10 protein-coding genes are annotated in these 12,854 nt (G+C 71.2%); 6 read left to right on the forward strand and 4 right to left on the reverse strand.

The window, feature by feature from the left end; all coding sequences use genetic code 11:
* Window positions 1-118 precede the first annotated feature (118 nt).
* Window positions 119-2,209 carry a DUF1631 family protein gene (locus ERL55_RS11675; protein ID WP_164972189.1) on the reverse strand — a complete coding sequence of 697 codons (2,091 nt, stop codon included), beginning with the start codon at window positions 2,207-2,209 and terminating at the stop codon, window positions 119-121.
* A gap of 181 nt (window positions 2,210-2,390) precedes the next feature.
* Window positions 2,391-4,772 (reverse strand): DUF1631 family protein, encoded by a 2,382-nt coding sequence (locus tag ERL55_RS11680; RefSeq protein ID WP_129136567.1) that lies wholly within the window; start codon window positions 4,770-4,772, stop codon window positions 2,391-2,393.
* Between the two features lie 78 nt (window positions 4,773-4,850).
* On the opposite strand from ERL55_RS11680, the gene ERL55_RS11685 reads away from it, so the two are divergent.
* Genes ERL55_RS11685 through ERL55_RS11695 form a run of 3 tightly spaced genes read left to right on the forward strand, consistent with a single transcriptional unit; the run spans window position 4,851 to window position 7,026 of the window.
* Entirely contained in the window at window positions 4,851-5,444 is a 594-nt protein-coding gene (locus ERL55_RS11685) for a nitroreductase (RefSeq protein WP_129136568.1), read from the forward strand.
* A gap of 35 nt (window positions 5,445-5,479) precedes the next feature.
* Window positions 5,480-6,427, forward strand: coding sequence for a 5'-3' exonuclease H3TH domain-containing protein (locus ERL55_RS11690; RefSeq protein WP_129137326.1), 948 nt, complete (start codon window positions 5,480-5,482; stop codon window positions 6,425-6,427).
* 41 nt (window positions 6,428-6,468) lie between these two features.
* Window positions 6,469-7,026: an NUDIX hydrolase gene (locus ERL55_RS11695; protein ID WP_129136569.1), complete on the forward strand. Its 558-nt coding sequence runs from the start codon at window positions 6,469-6,471 to the stop codon at window positions 7,024-7,026.
* A 28-nt stretch (window positions 7,027-7,054) separates the two neighbouring features.
* On the opposite strand, the gene pip is transcribed toward ERL55_RS11695, so the two are convergent.
* Both pip and prmC read right to left on the reverse strand, forming a co-directional pair.
* A complete protein-coding gene (gene pip / locus ERL55_RS11700) occupies window positions 7,055-8,002 on the reverse strand; it encodes a prolyl aminopeptidase (RefSeq protein ID WP_129136570.1) in 948 nt (315 codons plus the stop codon).
* A 31-nt stretch (window positions 8,003-8,033) separates the two neighbouring features.
* A complete protein-coding gene (prmC, locus tag ERL55_RS11705) occupies window positions 8,034-8,918 on the reverse strand; it encodes a peptide chain release factor N(5)-glutamine methyltransferase (protein ID WP_129136571.1) in 885 nt (294 codons plus the stop codon).
* 434 nt (window positions 8,919-9,352) lie between these two features.
* On the opposite strand from prmC, the gene ahpC reads away from it, so the two are divergent.
* The 3 genes from ahpC (at window position 9,353) to oxyR (ending at window position 12,746) form a co-directional block, all read left to right on the forward strand.
* Complete coding sequence (gene ahpC, locus ERL55_RS11710; RefSeq protein ID WP_100321969.1) at window positions 9,353-9,916, forward strand: alkyl hydroperoxide reductase subunit C; 564 nt, start codon at window positions 9,353-9,355, stop codon at window positions 9,914-9,916.
* A gap of 212 nt (window positions 9,917-10,128) precedes the next feature.
* Window positions 10,129-11,718: an alkyl hydroperoxide reductase subunit F gene (ahpF, locus tag ERL55_RS11715; protein ID WP_129136572.1), complete on the forward strand. Its 1,590-nt coding sequence runs from the start codon at window positions 10,129-10,131 to the stop codon at window positions 11,716-11,718.
* Window positions 11,719-11,771: 53 nt separating this feature from the next.
* Window positions 11,772-12,746: a DNA-binding transcriptional regulator OxyR gene (gene oxyR, locus ERL55_RS11720; protein WP_129136573.1), complete on the forward strand. Its 975-nt coding sequence runs from the start codon at window positions 11,772-11,774 to the stop codon at window positions 12,744-12,746.
* Window positions 12,747-12,854 lie beyond the last annotated feature (108 nt).

Here is a 12,854-nt window from a genome sequence, read left to right on the forward strand (position 1 = left end):
TCCTAGGAGCCGGCGCAGCGGAAGTCATCCGGCACGTGCCGTCGCGTCGCCGCCCGCCCGCGTGCGCTGGCGCGCCGGGCCGCGCAGCCACGCGCAGGGCAAGGCCAGCTGCAACCGGTCAGGGCGCGCCCTGCTCCAGCCGCCGCAGGGCGGCGTCCACCGGGCCCGGCAACGGGCGGGGCAGCAGTTCACCGCGGGCGATCGCCCCGGCGAGTTCGGCGGCCGTGCAAAGCCGCTCGCGTGCGCCCTGCAGGTTGACCAGCAGGCTGGCGCTGCTGATCGGGCTGCGCCAGGCCAGCCGCAGCATCCGCGGTGCCACGCCCGGCCGCTGATCGACCACGCGTTGGCCGACGGCGAGCGGCTCGATGCCGGGCGACACCCCGTGCGTGACGGGATCGAATCCATCGCCTTCCGGCGCCAGTGGCGTCATCGCCTGCGGAGTACGCGGGGCGTCGGGTTGTGCCAGATCGGCGACCAGGCCGGACAGCAGGCGGGTCGCCGCATCGGCATCGAGCCCACAGGCCGCGCAGCACTCACGCAGCGACGGTTCGATGGCGAGCAGTCCGTCCGCCACCACGCGGCCGCCACCGCTGCGCGCGTCGGCGTCCAACTGCTGCATCGCCTCGCCCAGTGCCACCGCGTCGCGGTAGCGGACCGAGTCGGCGCCATCGCGCAGCCAGGTCTGCACCAGCAACTGCCGCCACGGCTCGGCAAGGAATTCGCCCACGCTCGGCAGCAACGGGCCGCGCGTGAACAGCGCGTGCAGGCGCGCGTCGGCATCGCGGCGTGCAGCGGCAAGCCGCTCGCGGCCCTGGATCGCCTGCCATACGCGTTTTTCCGCCAGTTCCGCGCGCCGCTGCAGCGGCTCGATGGCCTGGTCCATGCGCCGCAGCAACTGCTCGAACAGCTCGTTGTTGCCGTGGTATTCGTCGATGATGGCCTGCGCCACCTGGTCGGCGAGCGTGTGCAGCTCCTGCTCGGCGGGCAGCTCGCAGGGATTGGCGTCCCAGCACTCCACCAGCCGCGTCAGCACCTGCAGCGCCGGATGCCCCGGCGCCTCGTCGAACAGGTAGGCATCCTCCAGCGCGAGGCGCAGGAAGGGCAGCGTGAGCCGGGCCAGCCGGTCGAGCGCCGCCGGCCCGAGCGCATGCGACGAGGCAAGCTCGTCGAACAGCCGCCCCAGCAGCTCGATGGTGTCGTCCTGCACCTGCGCCGGCACCGCGGTGCCGTGCTGGATGCCGATGCGCTCACCGGCCTGCGACAGGCAGTCGCGCAGTACGCGCCCGATCGATGGCTGCCCGCGCACCGCCAGCAACGCGTCGGGCTCCGCCTGCAGCAGCGAGAGCAGGGCGAGCAGTTCCTCGGCGCGCATCTCGCGCGCGCCATCCGCGGGCCGCGCGCGGCGCACCCGTTCGCGCAACAGGTTGCCGCGCACCGCATCGGCGGGCGTGCGCCGGGGCGCCGCGGGCTGGCCCGCCTGCGGCCGCCAGGTCGAGGCGCGCGGCGCCAGCGCATTGCCCTGCGACCACACCGTGTCACGGCCGGTCGCGAAGCCGACGGACCCGAGCAGCATCGCCTCCTCGCTGCCCGACGCCATCGCATAGCCGGCATCGGCCAGCTCGCTGTTGAGCCATGTGTACAGATCGCCGAGGCGATCGCCGGCCTGGCGTTCGTAATGGCGCAACACCGCGGCGCGCACGCGCGGGTTGCAATCGTGCACGGTGACGGCACCCAGGTAGGCCTGCACCAGCGCGCGCGGAGCAAAGGGGTTGCCCGGGCGCGACGGGCTGCCCATGCGTGCCGCCAGCGAGTACAGCCGGCGGTCGATGGTGTCGAGGATGTCCGCGTGCCGGCGGTCCAGCACCCCGATCACCGGTTCGCCGATCAGCTGCGCCTGCAGTTCGTCGTCGCTGACCAGTGCGAAGGCATCGCCCTGCGCGGGCGCGCCATCACTGTGCGGCCAGCCCTGGCTGCCCTGCAGGAAGCGCTCCTGCCAGCGACGTTCGTAGCTGGTGGACTGGCGGGTGAGCAGCAACAGGTCGGCACGATCCTCCAGCAGCCCCGGCGGCGGCGGATCGTGCAGCGCGAGGTTGTCGCACTCACGGCGCGCGGACGCGATCGCAGCCGGCAACAGCGGTGCCAGCCGCGCGCACATGCCACGCCTGAGATCGTCGAAGACACGGGGCGGAGCCGCTGCCGTAGTGTCCATGTTGCCGTCGCGTCCCATCGACTCCGCCTGTCCACCCCCGGCGGGCGGCCGCCGCTAGCCTAAGCGATACGGTGCCGGCGCATGTCGACGCCTGCGGGGATACATCCCGCTATCGGCAACGGCGCGAAAACCTTGAATGCGACCGTGCGGCACGTGCCCCGTGGACTGTCGCGGCTGGCTGTCAGCCGGCGTTGACCGCCGCCTTCAGCGGTGCCCGTGGCGCATGGTTGAGCCGCTGCCAGAGCTGCTTCATCGCCTCGTCGAACGGTGCATCGACCGAGCGCACCACCGCGCGGCCGGCGGCGACCATGGCCGCCAGTTCCTCGGGCGATACCACCAGCTTGCGGATGCCGCGCCGGTTGACCAGCAGGAAACGCGAGGTCAGCGGGCTGATCCAGGCGATCCGGGCAGCGGTCTCGTGCCCGGCGCGGTCGATCAGGCGCACGCCCTGCCCCACCTTGAGGCGACGCATCCGCGCGGCGATCGCCGGGTCGAACTCCAGGGTGTCGGTACCGCCGACCAGGCGCAGCGGCGGCAGGCCGTCGTCCTGTTCGAACTCGTCGACCTCGTCGGCGCGCGGGGTGTGCACCTGGCGCGCGGTATCGGGCATCGCCAGCGCGGCGATGATGCGCGCCATCGCCTCGCGGGCGCTGGCGGCATCCAGGCCGCAGCTGGAATAGCACTCGCCCAGAGGCGCCTGCAGGGCGAGCAGCTGTGCCGCGACCGCGGCACCGCGCACCTGCGCGGCATCGGCGTCGACCTGCAGCATCGCGTCGCCAAGCCCGACGGCGAGGTGGTAGCGCTCGGCCTCCGCGCCTTCGCGCAGCCAGGTCTGGGTGAGGTGGTGGCGCCAGTGTTCGTCGAGGAAATGCGCGACCGCGGCGGTCATCGGCCGGTCGGCAAGCCGCGAGGCCACCAGTTCCTCGGCGGCGCGTCGCGCCAGCTGCAGCCGCTCGCGGCCGTAGATCGATTCGGCGATGCGGCGCTCGGCGATCTCGGCGCGCTTGCGCTGCTGGTCGAGCTGGTCGCGCAGTTCGCTGGCGGCGAGTTCGAAGATCGCCGCGTCGTCCTGGAATTCCGCGACCACGCGGTCGACCGCGCGCTCGGCGTGCTCCAGCGTCTCCTGGTCGCGCGCGGTCTCGCCGCTGTTGCCGTCGCAGGCTTCGGTCAGCGCGTCGAGCAGCTTGCGCGCCGGGTGCGAGCGACGGTTGAACAGCGAATCGTCGACCAGTGCGACCTTGAGGTAGGGCATCACCAGCTTGCCGTACATGGCACGGGCACGCTGCAGCAGGTCGTTGGCCTCCACCAGCGACTGGAACAGGATCCCGACCAGGTCGATCGCGTCCTCCTCGTCGGCGCTGAAGCGGACCCGCTCCGGATCCAGGCCCAGCTGCCGCACGCTGCCCAGGATCTGGCTGCGCAGGACATCGCCCAGCGGGCGCTTGTCCTCGCCGGCCAGCGCGCGCGCGTACGGCCCGGGGTCGTCGCCCTGCAGCAGCGAGGCGATATTGAACATGTCCTCGGTGGCGAGGAACTGGCCGTCGTTGGCGGAAGCCTCGGCGGCCGGATCGGATTCCGGCGCGGTATTGAAATAGCCACCCATGCGGCCGGCGAGGCTGGAGCCGCCGTGCCGGCGCCAGGCATGCAGCTGTTCGCGCACGATGTCGCGGTATCGCAGCGGCTGCCCCTCGACGTGGCCCGGCGCGCTGGCGGGCATCGCGTAACCGGGTGCGGCGTCGGCCTCGCCGCCGCCGTACGTCGGGGTGCCGGCCCGGGTGGCACCGTCGTCGAAGCCCGGCGTGCCGGTGTCGCGGGCCTCGACGGTGCCGCCGTCAGGCACCCATGCATCCGATGCCGGTGCAGCGGGCTGCCGCGGTGCCTGCACCGGCCTCGGCGCCGGCGTGTTGCCGGTGAATGCAGCTTCGGCCAGCGTGGTGTTCGCCTTGGCGTAGACATCGCCCAGGGCCTTGGGCAGGCGCTTGTCGAACTGCTGGAACACCATCCGCCGCAGGCTCGGCGTCAGGTCCTCGGCTTCGAACAGTTCCACGAAGGCGGTGACCGCGACGGCGGGGCGCAGCGGGTTCAGGCGCCGCCCCCTGAGGCCCAGCGCCCGTGCCAGGGCATCCAGGCGCTCGTCGAGCTCGGTCAGCGGATGCAGGAACTGGTGATCGAGCAGCTCGATGATCTGCTGGCCGGCCAGATGGATCTCCAGATCCCCTTCCGACATCAGCTCCAGCGCGCCTTCGCGCTCCGGCTCGCGGGGTTCGGCCTCGCGCCAGTGTGCGAACGCCTGCTCGATCGCCGCGCGGTAGCGGGTGGCAAGCTCGAGCGCGCGCGGCGCCAGTGCCATGATGGCCACCCGGTCTTCCTGCGCCGCACTGAAGTCGTGGCCGGCCAGTGCGGCGATCCGCACCTGCTCCTCGATCGTGCTCCAGAACCCCGACATCACCCCGACCAGCTCGGTCACGGCATTGTGCTGCAGCGTCTCGAGCACGCGTTCAGGCCCGCGCGCGCTTCCGGTACGCGCCGGACGCCTTGCCGCGAGGTCGTCGAGACTGTTCATTCGGGGGACAATACACGCTCGCCATCGAACGACGGCGGAATGTGCATACCATCCTGAATGGCGCGTGGAACGTCTGTGATGCCAATCCCAAATAGCGTTGAAGACGGCGCCCTCGAGCTTCTCGACCGCCGCCGGTCCACCCCCGCCCGGCAGCTCGGCGAGCCCGCGCCCGACCACCCGACGCTGTTGCGCATCCTGCGCTCCGCCGTGCGGGTACCCGACCACGGCAAGCGCGTGCCGTTCCGCTTCCTGCGCATCGAGGGCGACGCCCGCCAGGCCCTCGGCGAGGCCGTGGCCGCGATCGGCCTGCGCCTGCGCCCCGGGGCGGCGCAGGCTGCGATCGACAAGGATCGCCAGCGCTTCGCCCACGCGCCGCTGGTGCTGGCCGTGGTCGCGGTGCTCGACCCGGAGGACACCATTCCGGAGACCGAGCGCCTGATGACCGCCGGCTGCGTGTGTTTCGCGGTGCTGCAGGCCGCCCAGGCATTGGGCTACGGCGGCACCTGGCTGACCGGCTGGCCGGCGTTCGATCCCGACGTGATGGCCGTCCTCGGGCTCGGCCCCGACGAGCGCATTGCCGGCTTCATCCATCTGGGCACGCCACGCATCGAGGTGCCCGAGCGCGAGCGCCCGGACCCGGCCGCCCTGTTACGCGACTGGACCCCGGCGTGAGCGACGCCCCGCTGGCCGCCATCGGAATCCCGGACATCGCCGGCGCGCAGCCGACGCGGCCACCGGTCCATCTGGTCGACGCCAGCCTCTACGTGTTCCGCGCCTGGCACTCCATGCCCGACGAGTTCCGCGACGGTGAAGGCTGGCCGACGAATGCGGTGCACGGGTTCGCGCGCTTCCTGCTGGAACTGCTCGAGCGCGAGCGTCCACGGCATATCGCCGTGGCCTTCGACGAAGCGCTCGACAGCTGCTTCCGCAATGCGATCTATGCCGAGTACAAGGCCAACCGCCCACCGGCACCGGAGGAACTGCGCCGGCAGTTCGCACACTGCAAGGCACTCGCCCGGGCACTGGGGCTGGTGGTGCTGGCCGATGTCCGCTACGAGGCCGACGACCTGATCGGCAGCGCACTGGCGCAGGCACGCACGCACGGGCTGCGCGGGGTGGTGGTGTCGGCCGACAAGGATCTCTCCCAACTGCTGGCCGAGGGCGACGAACAATGGGATTTCGCCCGCGGCCAGCGCTGGGGCATGGCCGGGGTGCCGGCCCGCCACGGCGTGCGCGCCGACCAGATCCCCTGCTACCTGGCGCTGTCGGGTGATGCGATCGACAACATTCCCGGCGTGCCGGGCATCGGAGCCAAGACCGCGGCGGCCCTGCTGGCGCACTTCGGTGACCTGGAAACGCTGCTGGCACGGGTCGACGAAGTGCCGTTCCTGCGCCTGCGCGGGGCGCGCCAGACCGCTGCCCGGTTGCGTGAGCATGCCGCGCAGGCGCGGCTGTGCCGACAGCTGACGACGATTGCGCTGGATGCGCCGCTCGGCGCGGCGGTGGCGCCGTTCCCTCGCGGCGTGGCCGATGCCGGTCAGCTGGGCGTGCTGTGCGAACGCCTGCGCTTCGGGCCGCTCACGCGCCGGCGCCTGCAGATGGCCGCAGGGCTGGATGCGCTGCCCGGCACGCTTCCCGACGCCGCGGCCTACTGAGCCCACGCGGCCCGCACACCGGGCCGGGCTAGCATGCGCGCATGAGCAGACCCGACGACACCCGAACCGAACTCCTGTACGAAGGCGAGTGGCTGCGGCTGGTGCGCCGCGGCAAGTGGGAAGCCTGCGAGCGCACCCACAGCGCCGAGGGCCTGGCGGTCATCGTCATCGCGGTCACTCCGGCCGACGAGGTGCTGTTCGTCGAGCAGTACCGGATGGCCCTGGGCGCGCCCACCATCGAGATGCCGGCCGGACTGGTCGGTGACGACGACGCCGGCGACACCCTGGAAGCCGCAGCGACCCGTGAACTGGTCGAGGAAACCGGCTGGGAACCCGGGCGGGTGGAGATCCTGCTCACCGGGCCGACCTCGTCGGGCATGAGCAACGAACGCATCGCCTTCGCCCGCGCCCGCGACCTGCGCAGGGTCGGCGAAGGCGGCGGCGTCGGCAACGAGGACATCACTGTCCACCACGTGCCGCGCGCCGAGGCGCCCGCCTGGCTGATGCGCAAGCACCGCGAAGGCTACGAGCTCGACCTCAAGCTGTGGGCCGGGCTGTGGATGATCGAGCACAACCCGGACGGATCGCCGGCGGACTGAGCGCCGGCGTCGGTTGCGCAGCGAGGGCTCAGGCGTTGGCGAAACGGTCGGTGGCCTGCACCAGCGCGTCGACGTTCTCGGGCTCGAACGCGGAATGTCCCGATGCCGGGGTGATGACCAGTTCCGATTTCGGCCACGCGCGATGCAGATCCCACGCGTTCTGCACCGGGCACACCACGTCGTAGCGGCCGTGCACGATGACGCCGGGGATGTCGACGATGCGGTAGATGTCGCGCAGCAGCTGGTCGTCGACCTCGAAGAAGCCGCCGTTGACGAAGTAGTGGTTCTCGATGCGCGCGAACGCCAGTGCGAAGTGCGGGTCGTCGTGGCCGTGCACGAAGTCCTGGTCGACGTGCAGGAACGAGGTGGCGCCCTCCCACACGCTCCATGCACGCGCGGCCGCCAGGCGGGTGGCCTCGTCGTCGGAGGTGAGGCGGCGATGGAAGGCGGCGATCATGTCGCCGCGCTCGTTCTCCGGAATGGCGGCGACGTAATGCTCCCAGGCTTCCGGGAACAGCCGTGACGCGCCTTCCTGGTAGAACCATTCCAGCTCCCAGCGCCGCAGCATGAAGATCCCGCGCAGCACCAGCGCACTCACCCGCCGCGCATGCGCCTGGGCGTAGGCCAGCGCCAGCGTCGAACCCCAGGACCCGCCGAACACCTGCCAGCGATCGATGCCCAGGTGCTCGCGCAGCTTCTCGATGTCGGCGACCAGGTCCCAGGTGGTGTTGTCGACGAGGTCGGCATACGGCGTGGAACGGCCGGCGCCACGCTGGTCGAACAGCACGATCCGATACTTCGCCGGATCGTGGAAGCGGCGCATCTTCGGGTTGCTGCCGCCGCCCGGGCCGCCGTGCAGCAGCACCACCGGCTTGCCCTTCGGGTTGCCGCTCTGCTCGTAGTACAGCGTGTGGCGGTCGTCGACCCGGAGGGTGCCGGTATCGAACGGTTCGATCTCGGGATACAGCGTGCGCATGGGCGTGGGGCTCCTGCGAAAACGCGGCAGTCTACCAGCCGGCCCCGGCGCCCTCCGGCCCCGGTGCCGCGGCCGCAAGGCGCCCGGACCCGACGCGGTCGCGTCCCTCGAGGTCGCAGGCGGTGCCGACATCCGCGAATCCCGCGGCGCGCAGCAGCTCGCGCACGGCCGGGCCCTGGTCGTGGCCGTGCTCGAGCAGCAGCCAGCCACCGGGCTCGAGGTGCGCCGGTGCCGCGGCAACGATGCGGCGGATGTCATCGAGCCCGTCGACGCCCGAGGCCAGCGCGGTGGCCGGCTCGAAACGCAGGTCGCCCTCGGACAGGTGCGGGTCGTCGCTGCGGATATAGGGCGGATTGCTGGCGATCAGGTCGAAGCGACGGCCGGCCAGTGGGGCCAGCCAGTCACCGTGGACGAACTCGACGTTGCGGACACCGGCGCTGCCGGCGTTGGCGGCCGCCACCGCCAGCGCCGCTGCGCTGCGGTCGGTGGCCACGACCCGCGCCTGCGGCCGCTCGCGGGCGATGGCCAGCGCGATCGCCCCGCTGCCGGTGCCCAGATCCGCCACCGTCGATGGCACCCCCATGGGCAGGCGCTCCAGGGCGAGTTCCACCAGGCGCTCGGTGTCCTCGCGCGGGATCAGGGTGTCCGGGGTCACGCCAAGGTCCAGCGTCCAGAAGCCGCGCCTGCCGGTGAGATAGGCGACCGGCTCGCCGGCTTCGCGGCGTTCCAGCAGCGCATCGAACTCGCGCTGGCGCGCTGCATCCAGACGATCGTCGGCATGCGCGTACAGCCAGCTGCGCGGGCGCTGCAGGACATGCAGCAACAGCCACTCCGCATCCACTGCGCCGATGCGCGCTCCGGCCGCGCGCAGCACGGTATCGAGCCGCGGCGCGGGGTCATGGGGGGTTGCAGGCATGGTCATGCGGTCATCGTACGGCGTGGGGCCGACGGCCGGCCCGGACGTCGACGATCGCGCAACGGTGCCGGGGCGGCCACACGCCAGATCGAGGGGTGGACCTTCGCCGGCCTTGCGGGGCGGTGGCGGTGGCGGTGGCGGCAAAAAGAAGGCGACCCGGAGGTCGCCCTTGAATACCGTGACACGCGTGGGAGGGAGTACGGGACACGGAAGCGGCGGACGCCAAGGGCTGCCAACCGGGCCGCAAGCGGCACGGCACCGATATTGGTGCAACGCAGCACGAGGGTCAAGGCATCCGGAGGCGTATCGGGCGATAGGTACCGGCTATTGTATCGATGGCTTCTATCGATTTTACATATTGATAGCTCATCCCTATCCTTTGCGCGTTGCCCGGGACACCGGGCCGTTCTTCCACCCCGCCAACGAGGACTTCAATGTCTCTGATCAATACCCAGGTCCAGCCCTTCAAGACCACCGCCTACCGCAATGGCGAGTTCTTCGAAGTCACCGACGCCGCCCTCAAGGGCAAGTGGTCGGTGCTGATCTTCATGCCGGCCGCATTCACCTTCAACTGCCCGACCGAGGTCGAGGACGCCGCCGAGCATTACGCCGAGTTCCAGAAGGCCAACGCCGAGGTCTACATCGTCACCACCGACACGCATTTCTCGCACAAGGTGTGGCACGAGACTTCCGCCGCCGTCGGCAAGGCGCAGTTCCCGCTGGTCGGTGACCCGACCCACCAGCTGACCCGCGCGTTCGGCGTGCACATCGAGGAAGAAGGCCTGGCCCTGCGCGGCACCTTCATCATCAACCCCGAAGGCGTGATCAAGACCGTCGAGATCCACGACAACGCGATCGCCCGCGACGTCACCGAGACCCTGCGCAAGCTCAAGGCCGCCCAGTACGTCGCTGCCAACCCGAACGAGGTCTGCCCGGCCAAGTGGAAGGAAGGCGAGAAGACCCTGAAGCCGTCGCTGGACCTGGTCGGCAAGATCTGATTTTCCGGATCTGACCACGCCACTGCGCCGGCCTTCGGGCCGGCCGTGGCCGGCGTCCATCCCGCCATCCGCGGGATGGGCGTGCACCGGAGCCGGTGGCAAGCCAGCCGCCGCCCGCCGCGTCGCCGGCTCCGGTGCACGCCTCTCCCCCCATCACGTCCGCTGACGCACCGCGCCGTCGCGGCCCGTTATCGACTTTCCGAGGACCCGCCATGCTCGAACAGGATCTCAAGACCCAGCTCGCCGCCTACCTGGAGCGCGTGGTGCGCCCGATCCACATCGTCGCCTCGCTCGACGATGGCGCGAAGTCGGCCGAGATGCGCGAACTGCTGGAGGAGATCGCCACCCTCAGCCCGAAGATCGAGCTGTCGCTCGATGGCGACGACGCGCGCCGGCCGTCGTTCGCGCTGGGCACGCCGGGCCATGCGATCTCGCTGCGCTTCGCCGGCCTGCCGATGGGCCATGAGTTCACCTCGCTGGTGCTGGCGCTGCTGCAGGTCGGCGGGCATCCGTCGAAGGCCGCCGCCGAAACCCTGGAGCAGGTGGCCGCGCTGGAAGGCGAGTTCGACTTCGAGACCTACTATTCGCTGTCGTGCCAGAACTGCCCCGACGTGGTGCAGGCGCTGAACCTGGCCGCGGTACTCAACCCCAACATCCGCCACGTCGCCATCGACGGCGCGCTGTTCCAGGACGAGGTGGAAGCGCGCGAGGTGATGTCGGTCCCCACCGTGTACCTCAACGGCAAGGTGTTCGACCAGGGGCGGATGACGCTCGAGCAGATCGTCGCCAAGCTCGACACCAATGCTGCTGCGCGCGAGGCGGAGAAGATCGCCGCCAAGGCGCCGTTCGAGGTGCTGGTGGTCGGTGGTGGCCCGGCCGGCGCCGCCGCCGCGGTGTATGCCGCGCGCAAGGGCATCCGCACCGGTGTCGCATCGGAGCGCTTCGGCGGCCAGGTGCTGGACACCATGTCGATCGAGAACTTCATCTCGGTCCCGCACACCGAGGGACCGCGCATGGCGGCGCAGCTCGAGCAGCACGTGCGCGAGTACGACGTCGACGTGATGGACCTCCAGCGTGCGGCGCAACTGGTGCCCGCCGGCGCCGACGGACTGGTCGAGGTGAAACTCGAGAACGGTGCGTCGCTGAAGTCGAAGGCGGTGATCCTCGCCACCGGCGCGCGCTGGCGGCAGATGAACGTGCCGGGCGAGAACGAGTACCGCAACAGGGGCGTGGCCTATTGCCCGCACTGCGACGGCCCGCTGTTCAAGGGCAAGCACGTGGCGGTGATCGGCGGCGGCAACTCCGGCGTCGAGGCCGCGATCGACCTCGCCGGCATCGTCGCCCATGTGACCCTGATCGAGTTCGACGCCAGCCTGCGCGCCGACCAGGTGCTGCAGCGCAAGCTCCGCAGCCTGCCCAACGTGACCATCCTCACCAGCGCGCAGACCACCGAGGTGCTGGGCGATGGCGCGAAGGTGACCGGGCTGGTCTACCGCGACCGTGTCGGCGGCGACAGCCACCGCGTGGTGCTGGACGGCGTGTTCGTGCAGATCGGCCTGCTGCCCAACACCGAGTGGCTGAAGGGCACGCTGGAGCTGTCGCCGCGCGGCGAGATCATGGTCGACGAGCGCGGCCAGACCAGCCTGCCGGGCGTGTTCGCCGCCGGCGACTGCACCACGGTGCCGTACAAGCAGATCGTGATCGCGATGGGGGAAGGTTCGAAGGCCGCGCTGGCCGCGTTCGACCACCTCATCCGCACCAGCGCACCGGCCGCCGCCGGTGCGGTCGCCGAAGCGGTGTAGGACCCCCGCGTGGTCCCGGATGGCGGGTCGCGCGCACGCACTGGAGCATCGCCATGAACCTGCGTGACCTGCGTTACCTCGTCGCCCTCGCCGACCATCGCCACTTCGGGCGGGCGGCGGCGGCCTGTTTCGTCAGCCAGCCGACGCTGTCGACGCAGATCCGCAAGCTCGAGGAGGAACTCGGCGTGGCGCTGGTGGAACGCGCGCCGCGCAAGGTGATGCTGACTCCCGCCGGCCGCGACGCGGCCGAGCGCGCGCGCCGCATCGTCGACGAGATCGAGCAGATGAAGGAGGCCGCACGCCGCGGCCAGGATCCGCAGGCCGGCACCGTGCGGCTGGGCATCTTCCCGACCCTGGGGCCGTACCTGCTGCCGCATGTGATTCCGCGGATCCGCGCGCGCTTCCCGCAGCTGGAACTGCTCCTGTTCGAGGAGAAGAGCGACGTGCTGCTGTCACGGCTGCGCGATGGCCGCCTGGATGCCGCGGTGCTCGCGCTGCCGGTCGACGACGACCAGTTGCATACCGAGGCCCTGTTTTCCGAGCCGTTCGTGCTGGCCGTCCCCGACCGCCACCCGCTGGCGGGGCGCGAGCGGCTGCAGCTCGACGAGCTGGCCGACCAGCGCCTGCTGCTGCTCGAGGACGGCCACTGCCTGCGTGAACAGGCGCTCGACGTCTGCCAGCTCTCGGGCGCGCATGAACGCAGCGAATTCCGCGCCACCAGCCTGGAGACGCTGCGGCAGATGGTCGCCGCCAACGTCGGCATCACCCTGCTGCCGATGCTGGCGGTGCAGCCGCCGGTCGCGCGGTCGGAGAACATCCAGCTGGTGCATTTCGCCGCGCCCGCCCCCGACCGCGACATCGCGATGACATGGCGGCGCAGTTCGGCGATGGGCGCGTTCCTGCGCCAGCTGGCCAGGGAATTCCGCGCCCTGCCCGACCAGCTGCTGGTGGCACCCGGCGCCGCCGCTGCCCCGCCCGGTGCCGACCGTCCGGCGGCCGCCGGGCCGGCCACCGCCGGGGTGGCTTGAACCGGCCTGCCGAACGGGCTAGCTTGGACACCGTACGGGCGGCGCTGACGCGTCGCCCGTTTCCTTTGCTCCGGTTCCGGCCCCCGCGTGCCGACCGCATGAGCAACC

Origin of the sequence: Luteimonas sp. YGD11-2, from assembly GCF_004118975.1 — a bacterium.
GTDB classification, from domain to species: Bacteria; Pseudomonadota; Gammaproteobacteria; order Xanthomonadales; family Xanthomonadaceae; genus Luteimonas; species Luteimonas muca.